Source organism: Arthrobacter gandavensis, from assembly GCF_015355785.1.
GTDB classification, from domain to species: domain Bacteria; phylum Actinomycetota; class Actinomycetes; order Actinomycetales; family Micrococcaceae; genus Arthrobacter_B; species Arthrobacter_B gandavensis_A.
This window is the reverse complement of sequence record NZ_JADKYW010000002.1, coordinates 91,216-111,583: the sequence shown is the minus strand read 5'-3', so window position 1 is coordinate 111,583 and position 20,368 is coordinate 91,216. Positions and strand designations below refer to the sequence as shown.

16 protein-coding genes, 1 tRNA gene and 1 riboswitch are annotated in these 20,368 nt (G+C 68.2%); of the genes, 3 read left to right on the top strand and 14 right to left on the bottom strand.

Annotated elements, in window-relative coordinates; genetic code table 11:
• Window positions 1–32 precede the first annotated feature (32 nt).
• From mgtE to ITX31_RS00515, 3 genes are all read right to left on the bottom strand, one after another.
• Complete coding sequence (gene mgtE, locus ITX31_RS00525) at window positions 33–1,391, bottom strand: magnesium transporter (RefSeq protein ID WP_194781545.1); 1,359 nt, start codon at window positions 1,389–1,391, stop codon at window positions 33–35.
• A gap of 317 nt (window positions 1,392–1,708) precedes the next feature.
• A tRNA-Ser gene (locus ITX31_RS00520) sits at window positions 1,709–1,799 on the bottom strand.
• Between the two features lie 72 nt (window positions 1,800–1,871).
• Complete coding sequence (locus ITX31_RS00515; RefSeq protein ID WP_194781544.1) at window positions 1,872–3,986, bottom strand: prolyl oligopeptidase family serine peptidase; 2,115 nt, start codon at window positions 3,984–3,986, stop codon at window positions 1,872–1,874.
• A 195-nt stretch (window positions 3,987–4,181) separates the two neighbouring features.
• Here ITX31_RS00515 and ITX31_RS00510 point away from each other — a divergent pair, with 195 nt between their 5' ends.
• Window positions 4,182–4,820, top strand: a complete 639-nt coding sequence (locus ITX31_RS00510) for a trimeric intracellular cation channel family protein (protein ID WP_194781543.1) — start codon at window positions 4,182–4,184, stop codon at window positions 4,818–4,820.
• Here ITX31_RS00510 and ITX31_RS00505 read toward each other — a convergent pair.
• From ITX31_RS00505 to ITX31_RS16010, 10 genes are all read right to left on the bottom strand, one after another.
• Entirely contained in the window at window positions 4,817–6,373 is a 1,557-nt protein-coding gene (locus tag ITX31_RS00505; RefSeq protein ID WP_323745535.1) for a bifunctional hydroxymethylpyrimidine kinase/phosphomethylpyrimidine kinase, read from the bottom strand. The two genes, ITX31_RS00510 and ITX31_RS00505, sit on opposite strands and share 4 nt — an antisense overlap.
• On the bottom strand, window positions 6,361–7,050 hold the full coding sequence (gene thiE, locus ITX31_RS00500; protein ID WP_194781542.1) for a thiamine phosphate synthase: 690 nt from the start codon (window positions 7,048–7,050) through the stop codon (window positions 6,361–6,363). Before thiE ends, ITX31_RS00505 begins: the two co-directional genes overlap by 13 nt.
• A complete protein-coding gene (gene thiM, locus ITX31_RS00495) occupies window positions 7,047–7,856 on the bottom strand; it encodes a hydroxyethylthiazole kinase (protein ID WP_228528857.1) in 810 nt (269 codons plus the stop codon). The genes thiE and thiM overlap by 4 nt, the downstream gene beginning before the upstream one ends.
• A riboswitch (TPP riboswitch) is annotated at window positions 7,848–7,937 on the bottom strand. It overlaps the preceding gene by 9 nt.
• Window positions 7,938–7,976: 39 nt before the next feature.
• A complete protein-coding gene (locus ITX31_RS00490; protein WP_194781540.1) occupies window positions 7,977–8,474 on the bottom strand; it encodes a MarR family winged helix-turn-helix transcriptional regulator in 498 nt (165 codons plus the stop codon).
• 134 nt (window positions 8,475–8,608) lie between these two features.
• Window positions 8,609–9,283, bottom strand: coding sequence for a response regulator (locus ITX31_RS00485; RefSeq protein WP_194781539.1), 675 nt, complete (start codon window positions 9,281–9,283; stop codon window positions 8,609–8,611).
• Window positions 9,280–11,781 (bottom strand): ATP-binding protein, encoded by a 2,502-nt coding sequence (locus ITX31_RS00480; RefSeq protein WP_194781538.1) that lies wholly within the window; start codon window positions 11,779–11,781, stop codon window positions 9,280–9,282. Before ITX31_RS00480 ends, ITX31_RS00485 begins: the two co-directional genes overlap by 4 nt.
• Before the next feature lie 3 nt (window positions 11,782–11,784).
• Window positions 11,785–12,381, bottom strand: coding sequence for a potassium-transporting ATPase subunit KdpC (gene kdpC / locus ITX31_RS00475; RefSeq protein ID WP_194781537.1), 597 nt, complete (start codon window positions 12,379–12,381; stop codon window positions 11,785–11,787).
• 16 nt (window positions 12,382–12,397) lie between these two features.
• Window positions 12,398–14,557: a potassium-transporting ATPase subunit KdpB gene (kdpB, locus tag ITX31_RS00470; protein ID WP_194781536.1), complete on the bottom strand. Its 2,160-nt coding sequence runs from the start codon at window positions 14,555–14,557 to the stop codon at window positions 12,398–12,400.
• Between the two features lies 1 nt (window position 14,558).
• Window positions 14,559–16,220 (bottom strand): potassium-transporting ATPase subunit KdpA, encoded by a 1,662-nt coding sequence (gene kdpA, locus ITX31_RS00465; RefSeq protein ID WP_194781535.1) that lies wholly within the window; start codon window positions 16,218–16,220, stop codon window positions 14,559–14,561.
• A complete protein-coding gene (locus tag ITX31_RS16010) occupies window positions 16,220–16,309 on the bottom strand; it encodes a potassium-transporting ATPase subunit F (RefSeq protein WP_194781534.1) in 90 nt (29 codons plus the stop codon). Before ITX31_RS16010 ends, kdpA begins: the two co-directional genes overlap by 1 nt.
• 336 nt (window positions 16,310–16,645) lie before the next feature.
• Here ITX31_RS16010 and ITX31_RS00455 point away from each other — a divergent pair, with 336 nt between their 5' ends.
• The gene (locus ITX31_RS00455; protein WP_194781533.1) at window positions 16,646–16,831 is read left to right on the top strand and encodes a hypothetical protein; all 186 of its coding nucleotides are present in this window, start codon (window positions 16,646–16,648) and stop codon (window positions 16,829–16,831) included.
• 59 nt (window positions 16,832–16,890) lie between these two features.
• Window positions 16,891–18,903, top strand: coding sequence for an FAD/NAD(P)-binding protein (locus tag ITX31_RS00450; protein ID WP_194781532.1), 2,013 nt, complete (start codon window positions 16,891–16,893; stop codon window positions 18,901–18,903).
• Here ITX31_RS00450 and ITX31_RS00445 read toward each other — a convergent pair.
• Entirely contained in the window at window positions 18,866–20,347 is a 1,482-nt protein-coding gene (locus ITX31_RS00445; RefSeq protein ID WP_194781531.1) for an aldehyde dehydrogenase family protein, read from the bottom strand. The genes ITX31_RS00450 and ITX31_RS00445 overlap by 38 nt on opposite strands.
• Between the last annotated feature and the right edge of the window lie 21 nt (window positions 20,348–20,368).

Genomic DNA, 20,368 nt, shown 5'->3' with positions numbered 1-20,368 from the left:
CAGGCCCCGGGGGCCGGAGAGTGCCGGATGAGCTAAAGGCCCAGCACGGCAGACGCGATCAGGAAGTAGATGACCAGCCCGGTGGCATCAACAAAAGTCGAAATGAAGGGGTTTGAGAACACGGCCGGATCGACTTTCAGGGACTTGCCAAGGATCGGCATGAGCCCTCCGGCAGCGGCTGCCATGGTGCAGACGCCCAGCAGCGTCAATCCGATCACGGTCCCGAGCGGCACCGTGAAGAGCACGGAGGTGATGATGAATCCGAGCCCGCCGAGCAGCAGGCCCAGCAGCGCGCCGACCCTCACCTCACGGGCAACGACCTGAACGACGTCACGGGGCCGCACGTCTCCCAGCGCCAGCGCCCGTGTAATGGTGGTCGCGGCCTGGTTGCCGGTGTTGCCGCCCGTGCCGATCAGCAGGGGAATGAACAGTGACAGCACCACCTGCTCGGCCAGGGTTGTTTCGAAGACATCCATGACCTGGACGGTGAGGGTTGCCCCGAGTGCCAGGACCAGCAGCCATACGACCCGGGCGCGCACAATGGACCGGACCGGCGTTGCGAGGTACGGCCGGCGCAGGGGCTCGGAACCGCCGGAGCGCGCCGAGTCCTCGGTTTCCGCGGCTTCGAGGATCCGCAGCGCGTCGTCCACGGTCAGGACGCCAACCAGCCGGCCTTCGGCGTCGACGACGGGCAGCACCAGGACCTTGGCGTCGGCGCAGTACCGGGCTGCTTCCTCCGCGTCCAGGGAGGCGGGGACGGAGGACGGGGACGTCATCAGGTCCGCGACCCGTTCGGTGCTGCCGGCACGGAGCAGGTCCCGGAGGGGCACGACGCCGAGCAGATGGCGGCTTGAGTCCGTCACGGCAACAACGTAGATGCTTTCGGCCTCGTCCAGCTGCCGCCGGACCCGGTCCAGGGCTTCGGAGGCCGTCATCCCGGGGCGGGCAGTGACCACCCGCGGGCTCATGTAGCGGCCCACAGCCCCGCGCGGGTAGCCGAGCACAGCGGTGGTGAGCGCCCGGTCTTTTTCATCCAGTCCCTGAACCAGCCGGCTGGCCACGGTCGCCGGCAGTTCATCCAGCAGCGGCACCCGGTCTTCGGGGTTCAACGCCGAAAAGACCTCTGCCACCTGGGCGTCCTGCAGGCCGGCCAGGAGGTCTGCCTGCACCGGTGCGTCAAAGCGTTCAAACACTTCCAGCGCCCGGTCCTTGGGCCGGGTACGGTACGCCACCGCACGGTCGATGGTGCTCAGGCGTTCAAGCTGTTCAAGGGTTTCTGCCACGTCCAGCGGCTGGAGGGCTCGGGCTGCGCGGGACAGGTTGCCGCCGCTGAGGGCCTGTGCCAGAAGGGCAGCGGTGGTATCGAAGGAGAGGCCAGGTGACTTGATCATGATCCGCTTTCCTACGGACGGGGCACACAGGAACGGACGCGGTAGAACCGCGGGTGTGCAGCTGTGAGGTGTGGGCCGGTATGGTGCCGCAGTGATGCGGGCGGCCGGCACGGGAAAGCAGGTGCTGCGGCGTGCCGCAGACCGGGATCAGCCGTCAGGAGAGGCTGGGGAGAAGTGCTTCCCTCATGCGCCGGCGAGGCCCGCGCGGCGCGGTAGATCGACTGTTTCCGTCATCCATGCGTGCGGTTCACCTCCTGCAGTTAGGGGAGCAGTTCCTATACAGAAAACACCCCGGTCCGAAGACCGGGGTGTTCCACTGGCGGAGACGGGGGGATTTGAACCCCCGGTGGGCTTTAGGCCCACACTTCATTAGCAGTGAAGCCCATTCGGCCGCTCTGGCACGTCTCCAATTGCCCTGGCAAACTCACGCTGCCAGCCTGTCAAGACTACCCATAATGGGGTGCTTTCAGCAAAACAGGTTCAAGACAACTGGCCGGTCAGGGCTTCCCACAGGAACTCATAGGACATTGCGTGCATGCGCGCTGACTGGCGGTTGTCCGCGGCGCCCGCGTGGCCGCCTTCCAGGGCTTCGTGGAACCATACCCGGTCCACTCCCAGAGCCTTCATCCGGGCCGCCATTTTCCGTGCCTGGACCGGCCCCACCCTGTCGTCGCTCGTGGCAGTCCAGATCAGCGCCGGGGGGTACTGAACGTCTGCGCGCAGCAGGTGGTACGGGGAGAAGGTCTTGATGAACTCCCACTGCTCGGGATCGTCCGGGTCGCCGTATTCGGCGATCCAGGACGCGCCCGCGGACAGCTTGGTGTACCGGCGCATGTCCAGCAGCGGGACGCCGCAGGAAACGGCGCCGAAGAGTTCCGGATACAGGGTAAGCATGTTGCCGACCAGCAGGCCGCCGTTGCTGCGGCCGGTGCAGCCCAGATGCTCCCGGGATGTGACGCCCCGTGCAATGAGATCTCGTGCCACGGCAGCGAAGTCCTCGTACGCCCGGTGCCGGTTCTGCTGCAGTGCGGCCCGGTGCCAGTCCGGCCCGTATTCACCGCCGCCGCGAGTGTTGGCCAGTACATAGACCCCGCGCCGCAGGGTCCCGGACGCATCGGTAAAGCTGCGATCAAGCCAGCCGCGCCCCACCACACCGGAATAGGCCGGGGTGAGGGCCTGTTCGAACCCGCCGTAACCGGACAGGACCGTGGGGTTGCCGCCGTCGAGCACCATGCCCTTGTGTCCCACCTGGAAATACGGCACGCGGGTGCCGTCCTCGGACACGGCAAAGTGCTGCTCTACGGTGCAGCCGGAGGCATCGAAGAAGGCAGGGGAGGTTTTCACCGGTGCTGCCGGTTCGCCCAGCTTGCCCAGGCTGCCGCGGGAGAGCGTGGACGGTGTGGTGAAACCGGTGCTGACCAGCCAGTAGTCGTTTCCTGCTGCCTCGTCTTCATCGTCCACCGCGTAGGCGTCCACTGAATGCAGCGGCGGGCAGGCATCAAGCTCCGTGGCGCGCCAGTCCGCGGCGGGGTCCAGCACCTGGATCTCGGAGGAGACATCGCGTAGCAGGTTCAGCAGCAGGTAGTCCCGGGTCCAGCTCCAGGACTGCAGGGACACGGTCGGCTCCGGCGTGAACAGGGTGCGCAGGTTCCGGTCTCCGGCCAGGAAAGCGGTCAGTTCTGCGGCCAGCAGCGAACCGGCTTTGTGCAGGGTGCTGCCCACCAGCCAGTCGGTGCGCGGGCGCAGCACCAGCCATTGCCGGTGCAGGTCCACGTTCGCGTCCAGCGGCACCTCGATCCGGGTCCAGTCCCCGTCCTGCCGCAGGTACGTGACGCTGTCGTAGAAGTCGATGATGTCCACGGCAAGGTCCCGTTCGAAGCCGGGAGTCTGGTCATGGTGGACGTAGCCCATCATGTGGTCCTCGGGCACCTCGAAGCAGAGTTCGGCGGAGCCCGGGTCCTCTCCCCGGTGCAGTGTCCGCACAGTCCGGGGATAGGAAGACGTGGTCATGCTCCCCGGCCCGAAGTCCGTGGCCGCGTACAGGGTGTCCGGGCCGGCCCAGGAGACCTGGGTCTTGGCGACGGGCAGGTCGAAACCTCCGGGCACAAAGGCATGGTCCTCGACGTCGTACTCCCGGTAGCGGGCAGCATCCCCGCCGTCGGGGGAGAGGATTACCAGGGCGCGCCGGTAGGAGGTGCCGTCCGCCGGGCGGAGGAACCGGGCGCCGCCCCAGACCCACTCGGTGCCTTCGGCCGCAGCCAGGGCGTCAACATCCAGCAGGACCTCCCACTCGGTGGCGGGGCCGGCGTAGCTCTCCCACGTGGTGCGGCGCCAGAGGCCCTTGGGGTGCTCCGCATCCCGCCAGAAGTTGTAGTACCAGTCCCCGCGCTTGACCGCCATGGGGATCCTGTCGGTGGAATCCAGGACTTCGAGCAGCCGTTCCTCGGTCTGTTCAAAGTCCGTGGCGGAGAGCAGTGCCTCGGTTTCGGCGTTCTGCGCCCGAACCCAGTCCAGCTGCCTGTCCCCATAGATATCTTCCAGCCAGAGGAATTCGTCCTCAGTGTCCTGCGGGGTCTCTGCGCTCGCGGAAGTCATGAGCCCATCCTAGGGGTGCCCGGAGACACAGACCGCGAACGGGACGCTGGAGGGCCGGATACTGTGTCTTCATCACATCGGCCGTTCCCCGCCCAATAGTGCAGCCGAGAACGTAGGCACTTCCCAGTCCGTCGGCAAGCCGGAAGCGGGCTGGCAGGATAAGACGCGGTACCCCCTAGCTGCTGGAGAACCGCAATGACACTCCTGATCCTCGACCTGGCCGGAATCTTTTTCTTCGCCGTCTCGGGTTCGCTCCTGGCGGCCCGGCGGAATTTCGACATTGTCGGCTCGCTGATGCTCGGTTCCTTCGTGGGGCTTGGGGGAGGGGTGGTACGGGACCTGATCATCAACCAGGGCGTGCCGCTGGCCTTCACGAAGCCGATCTATCTGCTTCCACCGCTCCTGGCCGCCATTCTGGTATTCACTCACGCCCTGGGGGTGCAGAGGTACCGGCGCACCCTGCTGGTATTCGACGCCGCCGGGCTGGCCCTGTTCTGTGTGACCGGCACGCTGACCGCGCACCAGGCCGGCCTCAACCCGGTTTCCGCCGCACTGCTGGGAGTTACCACAGCTGTGGGCGGTGGACTGCTGCGTGACGTGGTGGCCAATGAAGTGCCGCAGGTCTTCAACCCGCGCGGCGTCTACGCTGTCCCGGCCCTGCTGGGCGCCGGGATGGTTTCGCTGTTCACGGCCCTCGGTGTCTTCGGTCCTGTCCTCGGTATCGCCGTGGCGGGGCTGGTGTTCACGCTGCGCATCCTTTCCCTGCGCTACGGGTGGCGGATTCCGCTGGCCGGCCGGACAGCCTCGAACCCGGCCGGCGGACGGGAAGCCTAGCCGGCCGCGAAGAAGTCATGTTCCCACTGCACGGACAGTGCGAACGCTTCCCCGGCGGCACGCCGCTGTGCGTCATCCCCGGCAAGCACATCTTCCAGGATTCCGACGGCGCGGGCAGTGGCGGCCGCGAAAGCCGGATCAGCGTAGGTGTCCAGCCACTCCCGGTAGGGATGCGAGGCGTGGTTTCCGGCGGCAAGTGCCGCACCGGCCTCCGCGTAGACCCAGAAGCAGGGGAGCACCGCGCCCACCAGCCGGGCGTACTCCAGCCGGTCACCGCGGTGCCGGTCCGTCCCCAGCAGGTGGTCCAGGTAGCCGCGGGTCACCGGTCCGGCGGCCAGCCCCTCGGCGGGGTCCGCCGGAGCCTTGCCGGTCCCGGGGAGTCCGCCGCCTGCGGTATTGGCATGAAGCCAGTTCCGGTGAAGTTCAAGTTCAGCTTCCAGGGCCCCGCTGGCACTTTCTGCCCAGAACAGCTGCTCCTGAAGGGTCGGAGCCAGTTCACTGGCCCGGGACAGGGCGCGGGCATAACCCCGCAGGTAGATCGCATCCTGGGCGAGATACCTGGCGAACACTGCCTGGTCCAGGGACCCGTCCCCCAAGCCGCGGACAAAGTCCAGGGAGGCGATCCGCTCCCGCACGTCCGCGGTTCGGGACCAAAGCCCGGCCGTGCGCTCACCGCGGGGTGGAACACCGGTGCCGGAGGGGAGGGGCAGCGGGGCAAGGCCACGCTGCCAGGGGCCGGCAAAGTGGTTCACCGGTCCGTGTCCGGTTCCCACCTCCAGCAGGTCCGCGGTCTCCAGTGCTTCCTGCAGCCAGGCCTTGGCCGCGCCGAGTGCGGAAACCCAGCTGCCGGTCCGGGCAAAGAGTGTGGCAACCGCGGAGGAGAGCGAACAGCCGGTGCCGTGGGTGTTCTTGGTTTCCACCCGCGCTGAACTGAACTCGGACACCGTGAGGCCGTCCCCGCCGGGCATCACCAGCGCATCCGGCGCCGCGGATCCGGCCAGATGCCCGCCCTTCACCAGCACTGCGGTGTTGTACGCGCCGGACAGGCGGCGTCCCTGATCCAGCGCGCGCTCCCAGGTCTGTGCCGGTTCCACTTCCAGGAGTGCAGCCAGTTCGGGAAGGTTCGGGGTCACCAGGTCAACGCGGTGCAGCAGGCCGCGCAGCGCGTTTTCGGCGTCGCGGCTGAGCAGCCGGTCACCGCTGCTGGCCACCATCACCGGATCCAGGACCACCGCCGGGGGCCGGACGCCAGCCAGCCAGGCGCCCACTGTCCGGGCGACCTCGGTGCTGCCCAGCATGCCGATTTTCACGGCGTCAATAACGACGTCGTCGCTCACCGCGTCCAGCTGTTCGCGCAGGAACCCGGCAGGAGGGGTGTGCACGGAGCGGACTCCGTGGGTGTTCTGGGCAACGAGCGCGGTGACGACTGCCATTCCGTACCCGCCGTTGGCGGCGATGGACTTCAGGTCGGCCTGGATGCCGGCGCCGCCGGTGGGGTCGGTACCGGCGATGCTGAGGACGCGCGGAACGTCCCGGACGCTCAGCCCTCCCACGCTGCCACCAGTTCCTCGGCGCTGCGCTGCGGATCGACGGCGGTGCAGATAGCGGATACGACGGCGGCTCCGGACGCGCCGGCGGCCCGCAGGCCACGGATATCCGGCAGTCCAATTCCACCGATCGCCACGGACGGAACCGGGGCAGCGGAGGCAAAGGCCCGGAACCCGTGCACGCCCAGCGGGGCGGGATGATCCGGTTTGGTACTGGTGGGATGGATGACCCCGGCGCCGAGGTAGTCCACCGTTCCCGGCGCCAGCGAGCGCACGGCATCCAGATGGGCGGGCGTATTAGCGGTCAAACCGACGACGGCGTCCGGGCCCACCAGCGCGCGCACGGCCGTGGCCGCCAGATCGCTCTGGCCCACGTGGACGCCGTGCACCCGGGCACCGGCCGCCCGTGCCGCGAGATAAATGTCCACCCGGTCATCGACCAGCACCAGGGCGCGGTTCCCGACGGCGTCCGCCACGGCGAGTACTAGCTCGAAGAAGTCTGCGGCTGAGGCATGCTTCTCCCTGACCTGGACTGTCCGCACACCGCCGGCTACGGCAGCGGCAGCCACTGCGGCAACGCCCCGGTCTCCGCACTGCTTGGTGTCCGTGACCAGGTAGATGCCGGTGTTCCGTGCCAGGGCGCGGGGCCGGCGGACCAGTCCGGACTGCACGCCGGCGCTCATGCCGCCACCAGCATGGCGGTGATGTGCTCGGGTGAGAGTCCGGCCAGTGCGTCCAGGAACGCCGGGGCGAAGGATCCCGGCCCCGCCGCACCCGCCGCAGCCTGCTCGGCGGCGATGGTGTAGGCGGCCGTGGCCGCCGCCGCGGCAGTGAGCTGCGCCCCGTCGCCGGCGGCGGCCAGGAACGCGGCCGTCACTGCGCCCAGGGCGCAGCCTCCGCCGGTGACCTTGGTCAGCAGGACATCTCCGTTGCTGATCCGCAGGGTTGATTCGCCGTCGGTAAGAACGTCGGTGGGGCCGGAAACCGCCACCACACAACCGTATTTGGCGGCCAGCAGTTCGGCGGCGGGAAGGGCATCTTCGGGATTATCCGTGGCATCCACCCCGCGCCCGCCGGCCCCCAGCCCGGCCAGCGCCATGATTTCAGACGCGTTGGCGCGCACCGCGGTGGGCCGCAGCACCAGCAGCTCCGCGGCCAGGGCAGTGCGTACCGGGAGGCTGCCCACGGCCACCGGGTCCAGGACCCAGGGTGTGCCGGCATCGTTGGCAGCTGCGGCGGCTTCCAGCATGGCCGTGCGCTGTTCGGCGTGCGGGGTGCCCAGGTTAATCAGCACCCCGGAGGCGATCCGCGCGAACGGCCCGGCCTCACCGGGTATGTCCGTCATGGCGGGAGCGGCACCGAGAGCCAGCAGCACGTTGGCGGTGAAGTTGGTGACCACGGTGTTGGTCAGGCACTGCACCAGCGGCGGTTCACTGCGCACGCGGGAAAGGAGGGCGGAAACGGAATATGGTGTCAGGCCAATAGTCATCGGCGACATCCCTTCGCTAGTTCTAACTAGATCAGGTTCGACGGGTCTCATCTCAGCCTTGCGGCACCCCGTGTCACTGCAGCCGACTCTACGAAGTCTCCGGGCAAATGGCCAGCCGGGTTATCCCGCGTCCAGGGAAGCGCAGGGATTGCTGCCCGACGCCGGCCGGTGGGCCTGGCCTGCAAGGCGATGGAGGAGCGTGCGGAGCAGTTCCGCGTCGTCGGGCTCAAGCCCGGACAGCAGTGCCGCTTCCTCTGCCGCGATACGCTTTTCGCAGGCTGCCAGGCGGGCGCGTCCTGCAGCGGTCGCCACCACTTTACGGGCCCGCCGGTCCGCCGGATCCGGAATGCGTTCAGCTTCTCCGGCCTCGCCCAGCGCATCTATCAGGTAAGTCAGCACCGTCCTGTCTATGCCCAGATGGGCGCCGAGGGCCTGCTGGTTGGGCGGGGCGCAGTAGGCGACCGTGGACAGGACCAGGAAACCGCGCAGCCCGCCGGGCGTGCCGTCGAGGGCAGCTTCCATTCTTGACTGGTAGGAGCCCGCCACCACGCCGAGGTCCCAGCCAAGTCTTCCCGGCCTGACGCCCGGGCCGTCCGCAGAGGTGCCGCCGTTTGTCATGCAGCACATCCTAGCCGTGCATGTGGATGAGTAGATGTTCTATGCCGCAAATGATCTGTGTGTCGGCCTAACTGCGATCACCGGCGGGAGGAGGAGGGGGGCGCTCCGTCCCGGCGGCGGACCACCCGCGGCGCCTAGGGCTGGAACCGGTATCCCATGCCATGTTCGGTCAGGAAGTGGACCGGATGCGAGGGATCCGGTTCAAGTTTCCGCCGCAGCTGAGCCATATACAGGCGCAGGTAACCCGAATCGCTGGTGCCCGGCCCCCAGACATCGTTGAGGAGCTGGGCCTGGGTGAGCAGGTGGCCGGGACTGCGCAGCAATGCCGCCAGCAGATGCCATTCGGTGGGTGTGAGCCGGATGCCGGTGCCGTCGCTGAGCCGGGAAACCCGGCGCGCAGCCAGGTCCACGGTGACATCGCCGAAAGTGACTGCGGGGCTGTCCTGGGCGGCGCCGGTGCGGCGCTTCAGGGCACGGATCCGGGCCAGGAGTTCCTCGGCGGAGAAAGGCTTGGTGACGTAGTCATCCGCACCCAGGTCCAGCGCCCGCACCTTCTCTGCGGAATCGGACCGGCCGGAGATCACCAGGATGGGCATGGTGCTCCAGCCGCGGACGGCTTCGATGACTTCCATGCCGCTGAGCCCGGGCATTCCGAGGTCCAGGACCAGCAGGTCCGGATGGCAGTCCACCGCCCGGCGCACCGCCGCCGCGCCGTCGGACGCCGAGACCACCTCGTAGCCGTACGCGGACAGGGTGATCCTGAGGGCGCGGAGGATCTGGACGTCGTCGTCTGCCAGCAGGATCTTCACAGCAGCTCCGCGCTTCCCACCGGCGCGGCTGCTCGAACTGTGGGCAGGCCCAGCACCATGGTGAGTCCGCCGCCGGGGGTTGTTTCCGTCTCCAGGGTGCCGCCCATGCCTTCCATGAATCCTTTTGCCACTGCCAGCCCCAGGCCCAGCCCGGTCTGGTTGTCCGTATCCCCCAAACGCTGGAAGGGAACGAACATTTCATCGCCTCGTTCCGGGGAAATCCCAGGCCCGCAGTCTATGACTCGCACCTCCACTTTCCCGCCGAACTCGCTCGCGGCCAACAGCACCTTCTCCTGCGGGGGCGAGAACCTCACCGCGTTCGCCAGCACGTTTACCAGCACCCGCTGCAGCAGCACTGAATCGCCCAGCACCGCAGGAAGCCCGGGAGGAAGGTCCAGCTGCACCTGCCCCGGACCGAGGCGCAGTTCCTCCAGCGCGGGCAGAACCGCGTCGGCAGCCTCCAGCGGGGCGAGGGAAACAGCCAGGGCACCGGCCTGGAGCCTGCTCACGTCCAGGAGGCTGGTCACCAGCTCGGACAGGGTGGCCAGGGATTCCTCCGCGGTGGCGAGCAGTTCCTGCCGGTCCGCTTCGCTCCAGTTCACGTCTTCGGCGCGCAGGCTGGTCACAGCTGCGGTCGCCGCAGTCAGGGGCCGGCGCAGGTCATGCCCCACGGCAGCCAGCAGGGCGGTCCGGACCCGGTCCGCGGCGGCGAGCGGGCCTATGCCCTCGGCCCGCACTGACAGCTCCCGGTAGTCCAGTGCCGCACCCAGCTGGGCAGCGATGACTTCCAGCAGGCGCAGGTCCGCCGGCCCGGGAACGCTGCCGAAGAGTTCAAGGACTGATTCGCCCACCTCGACCCGGTGCGCGGCGGTGCCCCGCGGGGTGCCGGAGACAGCCAGGTCGGTGTCGCCTGTCCGCAGCCGGGCAGCATCCAGGTTGAATGCTTCGCGGACCCGGCCCACCAGCGCTTCCACCGCGTCTTCGCCGCGCAGGATGTTGCCGGCCACGGACGCCAGCAGGTCCGATTCCGACGCCGCCCGGCGGGCTGCACGCGAGCGGTGGGCAGCGCGGTCCACCACGAAGCTGACCAGCATGGCGTTGGCAGAGTAAAGCACCAGGGCGAACAGATGCAGCGGTTCGGAGACGGTGACGGTGTGCAGCGGCTGGATAAAGAAATAGTCCAGCGTGACGCCGGAGAGCAGGGCCGCGAAGAGGGCCGGCCAGATCCCGCCCGCCAGCGCCACCAGGATCACCAGGAGCTGGTAGGCCAGCACATCGCTGGTGACGGATTCGGGGGTGCTCACCCCCACCAGCAGCCAGGTGAGCAGCGGACCTCCGGCGAGGGCAAGGGCGAACCCTGCCAGGCGCCGACGGGCACTCAGTGCCCCGCCCAGCCGCGGCAGCCCGCGGTTGCCCCCGGCGGCGCCGTGGTTCACGATGTGCACGTCGATGTCCCCGGACAGCCGGATGACGGTGGCACCGATGCCGGGGCCGCCGAACAGGGCCTTCAACCGGGCCCGGCGGCTGACCCCAATAACCAGCTGGGTGGCGTTGGCGGACCGGGCAAAATCCACCAGGGAACCGGGAACGTCCGATCCCACCACCTGGTGGAAGGTGCCGCCGAGTTTCTCCACCAGGGCCCGCTGCACGGCCAGCTCGCCGGGGCGGCTTCCCCTCAGTCCGTCAGGATTGGTCACGTGCACGGCCAGCAGCTCACCGCCCGCTGAACGTGCTGCGATGCGGGCGCCCCGGCGCAGCAGCGTCTGCCCCTCCGGTCCTCCGGTGAGTGCCACCACAACGCGCTCGCGGGCCTCCCACTTGCTGCGGATTCCCTTCTGCGTCCGGTACCGGTTCAGGGCGCTGTCCACTTCATCGGCAAGCCAGAGCAGCGCCAGCTCGCGCAGGGCAGTCAGGTTACCCACGCGGAAGTAGTTGGACAGCGCCGCATCCACCCGTGCAGCCGGGTAAATGATTCCCTCGGCCAGCCGGCCCCGCAGCAGCTCCGGGGCGATGTCCACCAGTTCAATCTGGTCCGCCGAACGGAGCACGCTGTCCGGCACGGTTTCGCGCTGTACGGTGCCGGTGATGCCTTCCACCACGTCGTTGAGCGAGTCGATGTGCTGGATGTTCACGGTGGAGAGCACATTGATTCCGGCAGCCAGCAGGGCCTGGACATCCTGCCACCGTTTGGCGTGTTCAAGGCCCGGTGCGTTGGTATGCGCCAGTTCATCCACCAGTGCATACTCCGGCTGCCGTGCCAGCACCGCGGGCAGGTCCAGTTCCTCGAGCAGCAGGCCGCGGTGATCCACCCGGCGCCGGGGAACCTCGTCCAGGCCCCTAACGGCTGCGGCCGTCGCGGCCCGGCCGTGGGTTTCCACCACGGCCACCACCACGTCCCGGCCCTCGCCGCGCAGGCGGTGGCCTTCCTCCGCCATGGTGTAGGTCTTTCCGACCCCCGGGGCTGCGCCCAGGAACACCCGGAGCTCTCCTCGTGTCATCCCTTAATTGTCCAGCTCCCGCAGTGCCATGTTCAGTTCCAACACGTTTACGGTTGGTTCGCCCATGAACCCCGCGATTCGGCCCTGCACAGCCGTGTCCACCAGGGCACGGACGGCGGGTTCGGGCAGCTCCCGGGCCTGCGCTACCCGTGCCGCCTGGAGGTACGCGTATTCCGGGCTGATATGGGGGTCCAGTCCTGACGCAGAGGCGGTGAGCGCATCGGCGGGTACGTCTGCGGCCGGAACCGATTCCAGGCCGGCCACGGCCTGGCGGCGTTCCTCGAGCGCCTCCGCCAGTTCGGTGCTGGACGGTCCCAGGTTGCTGCCGCCGGAGACAGCGCCGTCGTAGGTTCCGGGGCGGGATTGGAACCACTGCGGCAGGGCCGCGCCGGAATCGTCCGTGAACGACTGGCCGAGCAGGGCCGAGCCGGTGATATTACCGCCGGCCGAGACAGGTGAGCCGTTGGCCAAATGCCCGGCGGCCGTCTGCGCGGCGGCGGTGGCGAGCAGCGGATAGGCGATGCCCAGCAGCAGGGTAAACAGTGCCAGGGCCTTGGCGGCCACGGCAAACTGCCGGGCCGTGGAACGGAACATGGTCATGGGATGTCCTTTGGTGCTAGAAACCGGGAAGCAGGGAGACGGCAAGGTCGATCAGTTTGATGCCGAGGAACGGAGCCAGCACGCCGCCGACGCCAAAAACAAGCAGGTTGCGGCTGAGGACGCCGGCCGCGCCGGCCGCGCGGTACTTCACCCCGCGCAGCGCCAGCGGTATCAGGGCCAGGATGACGACGGCATTGAAGATCACCGCGGAGAGAATCGCCGAGGCCGGGGAGTGCAGGCCCATGACGTTCAGGACCGCCAGGCCGGGAAAAAGCCCCATGAACATCGCCGGAATGATCGCGAAGTACTTGGCGACGTCGTTGGCGATGGAGAACGTGGTCAGCGCGCCGCGGGTGATGAGCAGCTGCTTGCCGATCCGCACAATGTCGATCAGCTTGGTGGGGTCCGAATCCAGGTCCACCATGTTGCCGGCTTCCTTGGCCGCGGAGGTGCCGGTGTTCATGGCGACCCCCACATCGGCCTGGGCCAGTGCGGGTGCATCGTTCGTGCCGTCGCCGGTCATTGCTACGAGCCGGCCGCCGTCCTGCTCCCGGCGGATCAGGGCGATCTTGTCCTCCGGAGCCGCTTCGGCCAGGTAGTCGTCCACCCCGGCCTCAGCGGCAATGCCCTTGGCGGTGCGGGGGTTGTCGCCGGTGACCATTACCGTCCGGATGCCCATCCGGCGCAGTTCGGCGAAACGATCCTTCAGGCCCTGTTTCACCACATCCTTCAGATAGACGACGCCGAGGATGCGGGAGGCGCCTGCCGCATTCCGTTCCGCGACCGCCAGCGGGGTACCGCCGGCGGCGGAGACCGTGTCCACCCGGTAGGTGAGGTCGGACAGGACGTCGACGGGGATGCCTCCGCTTTCCGCGGCCCAGTCCATCACCGCGGAACCCGCGCCCTTGCGCACGCTGGAGCCGTCCTGGAAATCCAGTCCGCTCATCCGGGTCTGCGCAGTGAACGGAATCCCCGCCGCGCCTGGGGCGGGAACGGCGGCCACGCCCCGGGATGCTGCGAGTTCAACAATGGACCTGCCCTCCGGAGTGGGGTCCAGTGCCGAGGACAGTGCAGCAGCGCGGATGAGTTCCTCCAGCGGGGCGCCGGCCACTGGATAGAACTCCGCGGCCTGCCGGTTGCCGTAGGTGATGGTGCCGGTCTTATCCAGCAGCAGGGTGGTCACGTCCCCGGCCGCTTCCACGGCCCGGCCGGACATGGCCAGCACGTTGTGCTGCACCAGCCGGTCCATGCCTGCAATGCCGATGGCGGAGAGCAGGGCACCGATGGTGGTGGGGATCAGGCAGACCAGCAGGGCCGTGAGCACGGGGACGCTGATGACGGCACCGGCATACCCGGCCATTGGGTTCAGGGTCAGCACCACCAGCAGGAAGACCAGGGTCAGCGTGGAGAGCAGGATGTCCAGCGCCACCTCGTTGGGAGTCTTCCGGCGCGCGGCTCCTTCCACCAGCGAGATCATCCGGTCCACGAACGTTTCGCCCGGCTTGCTGGTGATCCGGACCACGATCCGGTCCGACAGGACGCGGGTCCCGCCGGTGACCGCAGACCGGTCGCCCCCGGATTCGCGCACCACGGGCGCGGATTCGCCGGTAATCGCCGACTCGTCTACGGAGGCGATGCCCTCCACGATGTCACCGTCGCCCGGAATCACCTCCCCGGCGGCAACTACGACGACGTCGCCCAGCACCAGGTCTGCCGACGCCACGTCTTCCACAGCGGCCTGCAGCGCGCCGGGATCGGACTCCGGAGCGTAGCCGCTGACACGCCGGGCAGCCGTGGTGGTACGGGTTGCCCGCAGCGAGGCGGCCTGCGCCCTGCCGCGTCCCTCGGCCACGGCTTCGGCCAGGTTCGCGAAGAGGACGGTGAGCCAGAGCCAGAGGGCAATGAGCCAGGTGAAACCGGCCGGTACGGGGGAGCCTCCGGAGGACGGGGAAGCGCCGGTGAAGGATTCCGCCACGGCGATTGCGGTGATCAGGACCGCTCCGGCCTCCACGGTGAACATGACCGGTGTGCGCCACATCCTGCGTGGATCCAGTTTGCGGATGGCCACCGGGAAGGCAGCGGCTGCCTGCTTCAGGCCTAATGACGACGGCGGGGCGGCCACGGGCGCGGGGGCGTTGCCGGGTCGGGAAGAATGCTGCTTGGTAAGGGTGGACATGTCAGATCAGTCCTTCTGCCAGGGGACCCAGCGCGAGTACGGGAAAGAACGTGAGGGCGGTGACCAGGACGGTGACACCGCTGAGCATCAGCACCGACTGCGGCCGGTGGGTGGGCAGGGTCCCGGCCGTTACGGGGACCCTGCCCTGCGCAGCCAGGGTCCCGGCGAGCGCAAGGACAAAGATGATGGGCAGGAAACGGCCCAGGAGCATGGCAAGAGCCAGTGCCGTGTTCAGCCACGGAGTGTTGGCGCTCAGGCCGGCGAAGGCCGAACCGTTGTTGTTGGCCGCGGACGTGAACGCGTAGAGAACCTCGCTGAAGCCGTGCTGGCCCTCGTTGAGCATGGACGTCTCTTCGATGTCCGTGCGGATCCCCGGCAGGGCGAAGCTCAGTGAGGTGCCGGCGAGGACCAGTGCGGGCATGGTCAGCACATAGAGGCAGGCCAGCTTGATCTCCTGCGGGCCGATCTTCTTGCCCACGTATTCCGGGCTGCGTCCCACCAGCAGCCCGGAAACGAAGGCAGCCACCACGGCCAGGACAAGCATGCCGTAGAGCCCGGAACCCACACCGCCGGGGGCGATCTCGCCCAGCATTATGTTCAGCATGGCCATCATCCCGCCCAGCGCACCGAAACTGTCATGCATGGAGTTCACGGCACCCGTGGAGGTGAGGGTGCTGGTACTGCCGAACAAGGTGGAGCCGGCGATCCCGAAGCGGGTTTCCTTGCCCTCCATGGAGCCGGCGGGTCCGTCCGCGGCGGCGAATTCAAACGCCGTCATGGCAGCAAGGGAGACGATGAAGATTCCTGCCATGGCAGCGAGGATGGCGTAGCCCTGGCGGCGGTCCCCAAGCATGGTGCCGAACGTGCGCGGCAGGGAGAAGGGAATGATGAGCATCAGCAGTACGGAGACCAGGCTGGTGAACGCGTTCGGGTTTTCGAAGGGATGGGCAGAGTTCGCGTTAAAGAAGCCGCCGCCGTTGGTGCCCAGCAGCTTGATGGCTTCCTGTGTGGCTACCGGACCGCCCGGGATGCTCTGGGTGCCGCCGGCCAGGGTTCCCACGTCGGTGAAGCCGTTGAAGTTCTGGATGACCCCGCCCAGCAGCAGGACCAGCGCGCCCAGCGCGGCGCCGGGCAGCAGGACGCGGGTTACGGACCGGGTGAGGTCCACCCAGAAATTGCCGATGGTCTGTGCCCCGCGGCCCGCGAATCCGCGCACCAGCGTCATCGCCACGCAAAGCCCGACGGCGGCGGAGAGGAAGTTCTGCACCGCCAGTCCCGCGGCCTGGACTGCGTAGCCCATGGTGGCTTCCGGAGAGTAGGACTGCCAGTTGGTGTTGGTCACGAAGGACACTGCCGTGTTGAAGGCCAGGCCCTCCGGAACAGCGGGGAGCCCCAGCGACGCCGGGAGCAGCGGCTGCAAACGCTGCAGCAGATAGAGCGCCAGGACTCCCAGTGCGGAGAACACCAGGACCGAGCGCAGGTAGGACTGCCAGGTCTGTTCCGAGCGCGGCGCGACGCCCAGCATCCGGTACACGCCCCGTTCAGGTGCGAGGTCCTTTTTCGAGGAATAGGCGTGCGCCAGGTAGTCGCCCAGCGGCCGGTGGGTCAGGGCAAGAACCAGTGCGACGGCGAGGAACTGGCCGACCGCCAGCCAGCCGGCCATCAGAATTTCTCCGGCCGCAGCAGCGCAGCCAGTACGTAGACTGCCGAGGCAGCGGCCAGGATCAGCGCGGCGTAGTCGAAGAAGGTCACAGCTTCTCCACCGCCCGGGCCAGCAAGGCAAGTCCGGCGAAGAACGCGGCCGTTCCTGCGGCTATCAGTACATCCAGCAAGGGGTGCCCCCAACAAACTCGTTCCTGCTCCCGCCGGTCCGGCGGGAGGGCGCAGTGAAGCGCCGAACTGAGTAGAAACCCTTTTCCGGGACGTTTTCCGGATCCTTACGGATTCCTAACGCGGGGCCGGCGGACCATAACGAAATCCCTGCGGTTCGACCCCGCGGCCCGGCTCCGGGGCCGGCGCCGTTCCGCCGCGCCCGGACGTGCGCGTAGTGTTCTGGGAACGCAGACCCCCGCTGAGAGGAACCCCGCCGTGTCGATCCTCGCCCCGGTGCTGTCGCTGGCCGGCATCGTTGCCGCCGTCATCCTGATCGTGCTGATTTTCCGCGGGTCCCGGATCCCGGTGGAGGACGTTGTGCGCCGGAAGCGGGCGAACCGCTGGTTCTGGATCCTTGGGGTCTTTGTGGCGGCTGTGTTCTTCTATCTGTCCTTCACCTAACCGGCCCCGGCCCGGGGCGGAAGCGAACCGGGACAGGACCCGGCAGATACCCTAGAAGAATGGACAAAGGCCAGAATCTCCGCGTCGCCGTCATCGGTGCCGGTCCGCGCGGCGTCTCGGTCCTGGACCGGCTGCTCGCCCGCTGCCTGGCACTGCCTGCCGAAGACCGCCCCGCACTGCAGGTCAGCATGGTTGATCCGTTCAATCCGGGGCCGGGGCACGTGTGGCGCACCAGCCAGTCCCGCCAGTTCCTGATGAACACCCCCTGCCTTTTTCCCACAGTGGTGCCCGCCGGGCGGACTGCCGAAGAGTTCGCACCCTCAGCCACTGGGCTCTCGCTGGGCCAATGGGTGCGCCGCATGGCAACAGACCCGACACCGTCGCTGAGCGCCGGGGACCGGGAGGAAATAGCCCGGCTCGGTCCTGCCGATTTCCCCAGCCGCGCACTGTACGGCCGGTATTTGGAATGGACCTACGCGCGCCTGGCGGACGCTGCCGCCCAGGCGGGCGCCGCCGTCGTCCACCACCACCGGGCCGAAGCCCTGTCCCTGCACCGTGAAGGCGCCGGGTTCGCCATTGACCTGGCGGGGGAAGAACCGCTGGCTGCGGACGCAGTCGTGCTGGCCGTGGGCCACCTGCCGGCCGCCCTCACACCGGAGCAGAACCGGCTTAACGACGCCGCATCCCGGCTGGGCCTGCAGTACCTGCCGCCGGCCGTTCCATCTGATGCGGACTTTTCAGTGCTGCCTGCCGGAAAACCGGTGCTGGTGCGCGGACTGGGCCTGAACTTCTTCGACATCATGGCGCACGTGACGCTGGGCCGCGGGGGCGTCTTCGTGTCCACCGGGGAACCGGCGGGCCGTGCCCTGCGCTACGAACCCTCCGGGCGGGAGCCTGTGCTGGTTGCTGCCTCCCGGCGTGGAACTCCGTACCGCGCCAAGGCGAAGCTCGAAAGCTATGTGCCGCGCAGCGTGAAACTCCGCTGGCTTACCGAGGAAACTGCCGGCAGGTTCGCCGCAGAAGGCATCCAGCCCGGCTTCGACCACGACCTCTGGCCGCTGCTTCACCGCGACTCCGTGTGGGCGTACTACTCGACCCTGGCCCGAACCGACCCCCGGTGCCTGAACGTCCCCGCCGGCGAGTTCCTGGCGGAGCTCGAAGCCGCGCTCAGCCTGCCCGGCCCGGAGTGGGACGCGGCCAAGGAAAAAGTGCTGGCGCGCTGTGTTCCGCCGGCCCGGCGGACCAGCATGGAGGCGCTGGCCCAGCCGCTGGGACGCCGCCCGTTCGCCGGTCCCGAGGACCTGGACGCGGAAATCCTGCGGTATCTGGAGGACGACGCCGCCGGCTCGGCGAAAGGCGAGGACGATCCGCTGAAGATGGCGATCGGGGCGCTGAACGCGGGCCGGTCCGTGCTCAAGGCGGTAGTGGCCGACGGCGGCCTGGCGGAAGAATCCTGGCTCACCGAGCTGCGCGGCTGGTTTGAACCCCTGGTGGAAGGCCTGGCCTCCGGGCCGCCGCCGGAGCGGATCGAACAGCTCGCGGCCCTCGTCCGGGCAGGACTGGTTCACTTCGTGGGACCCGATCCGCGGTTCGACGTCGACGAGGCACGTGCCGTCTTCACCGCATCCTCGCCCTGGGTGTCCGGTGAATACGCGGCTGCCACCCTGGTGGAAGCCATGATGCCGCCCAACCGGGTCAACGCCACGCTCTCTCCGCTGCTGGCTGACCTGCTGCACCGCGGCGAAGCGCGGCCCAAGGTCATGATGGCGCCCAACGGCACCCCGGTACTGACTCCCGGGCTGGACGTTTCCCTGCCGCCGTACCGGCCGCTGGACGTCAAGGGAGAGCCCCAGGAGAACCTCTACATCCTGGGCCTGCAGCTTTCCTCGGTGCAGTGGGGCACGGCCATCGCGGCGGAGTCCGGCGCGCCGGGGTCGGCCGGTTCGAGGACCCTGCGCGACGCCGATGACATCGCCGCCGCCGTCCTGGCCCGGGGGAACAGCTTCCCCCGGGAGCAGGATAGGAACGGGACGGCTAGAAGGGGTACTGCCGCGGTTCGTGCTGGAGCGTAAGCGTCTGGTCCTTGGTGAACTCATCGATGGCCCAGCTGCCGTTGAACCGGCCCAGCCCGGAGTTCTTCACTCCTCCGAACGCCACGTGCGGCTCGTCATGCACCGGCATGTCATTCACGTGGGCCATGCCCACCTGCAGGCGCCGGGCGAACTTCAGGCCGCCCTCGGCTGACTCAGTGAAGACCGCGCCGGAGAGACCCTGAGGCGTGGCGTTGGCCAGTTCCAGTGCGTGCTCCGCGTCGCGGGCCCGCTGGATCCCGGCGAGCGGGCCGAAGATCTCCTCGCGGGCCAGCTCCATCTCCGGCGTGACGCCGGTGAAGATCCACGGGCTGAGCACCTGTCCGTCCGTGGTTCCTTCGAGGACAGCCTCCGCGCCTTCCTTGCGGGCCGTGCTGATCTTCTCTTCCAGCCCTTCGAGCTGCTTGGCGTTGATGATCGGGCCGATCACGGTCTTCGGGTCGGTGGGGTCGCCGGCCGGGAGGGACCGGACATGCTCGGTGAACTTCTGGACGAACTCGTCATGAACGGCGTCTTCAACGATGATCCGGTTGATGGCCATGCAGATCTGTCCCTGGTGCAGGAACTTGCCCATCACCGCTGCGCGGACGGCCTGGTCCACGTCCGCATCGGCCAGGACCACGAACGGACCGTTGCCGCCCAGTTCGAGTGCCGTGTGCTTCAGATGCTCACCGCTGGCGGCGAGGGCGCCAACATTCTTGCCCACCGCCGTCGAACCGGTAAAGGAAATCAAGGACGGCACCGGATGCTCGACGAACGCGTCACCGATTTCCGAGCCGGCGCCGGCGACGACGCTCAGCACGCCGGCCGGCAGTCCTGCCTCTTCGAAGACCTTGCCGATCAGCAGGCCGCCGGTCACCGGGGTGTCGCTGGCGGGCTTGAGCACGACGGCGTTGCCCACTGCCAGGGCAGGTGCCACCGAGCGCTGGGAGAGATGGAGCGGGAAATTCCAGGGGCTGATGACGCCCACGACGCCGAGGGGGTCCCGGTACACGCGGTCTTCCTTGCCCGGAATGTCCGAGTCGAGGATCTGCCCGTGGACGCGGTGAGGGTAGGACGCTGCTTCCCGGGTGATGCCGATCGCGGAATCGATTTCGATGCTGGCCTTCACCACGGTGCTTCCGGATTCGGCGGCGAGCCAGGCGGCGATTTCATCGCGGCGTTCGTCCAGGATCTCGGCGGCGCGTTCAAGAACGCGGCGGCGTTCGGCGGGGGGAGCGGCGGCCCACCCGGGCTGGGCAGCGCTGGCGCTGTCATAAGCGTCGTCCAGGTCTTCGAGGGAAGCCAGCTTCAGTCCCAGGAGTTCATCCCCGGTGAACGGATTGGTGTCCGGCAGGGTCTTCTCGGAGCGGCCCTCGCGCCATTCTCCGGCGATGAACTGCTTGGCGGGGATCCAGCCGGATGCTGCGGGGTTGGCGGTGGCCATGGGCGTTCTCCTTTTGTAAGG

Excerpts from the sequence above, each read along its gene's own strand:
- kdpB (WP_194781536.1), bottom strand. The coding sequence starts at position 14,557 with ATGTCCACCCTTACCAAGCAGCATTCTTCCCGACCCGGCAACGCCCCC.
- thiE (WP_194781542.1), bottom strand. The coding sequence starts at position 7,050 with ATGAGCGCCGGCGTGCAGTCCGGACTGGTCCGCCGGCCCCGCGCCCTG.
- ITX31_RS00445 (WP_194781531.1), bottom strand. The coding sequence starts at position 20,347 with ATGGCCACCGCCAACCCCGCAGCATCCGGCTGGATCCCCGCCAAGCAG.
- mgtE (WP_194781545.1), bottom strand. The coding sequence starts at position 1,391 with ATGATCAAGTCACCTGGCCTCTCCTTCGATACCACCGCTGCCCTTCTG.
- ITX31_RS00515 (WP_194781544.1), bottom strand. The coding sequence starts at position 3,986 with ATGACTTCCGCGAGCGCAGAGACCCCGCAGGACACTGAGGACGAATTC.
- ITX31_RS00490 (WP_194781540.1), bottom strand. The coding sequence starts at position 8,474 with ATGACAAACGGCGGCACCTCTGCGGACGGCCCGGGCGTCAGGCCGGGA.
- ITX31_RS00480 (WP_194781538.1), bottom strand. The coding sequence starts at position 11,781 with ATGACACGAGGAGAGCTCCGGGTGTTCCTGGGCGCAGCCCCGGGGGTC.
- kdpC (WP_194781537.1), bottom strand. The coding sequence starts at position 12,381 with ATGACCATGTTCCGTTCCACGGCCCGGCAGTTTGCCGTGGCCGCCAAG.
- kdpA (WP_194781535.1), bottom strand. The coding sequence starts at position 16,220 with ATGGCCGGCTGGCTGGCGGTCGGCCAGTTCCTCGCCGTCGCACTGGTT.
- thiM (WP_228528857.1), bottom strand. The coding sequence starts at position 7,856 with ATGACTATTGGCCTGACACCATATTCCGTTTCCGCCCTCCTTTCCCGC.
- ITX31_RS00450 (WP_194781532.1), top strand. The coding sequence starts at position 16,891 with ATGGACAAAGGCCAGAATCTCCGCGTCGCCGTCATCGGTGCCGGTCCG.
- ITX31_RS00510 (WP_194781543.1), top strand. The coding sequence starts at position 4,182 with ATGACACTCCTGATCCTCGACCTGGCCGGAATCTTTTTCTTCGCCGTC.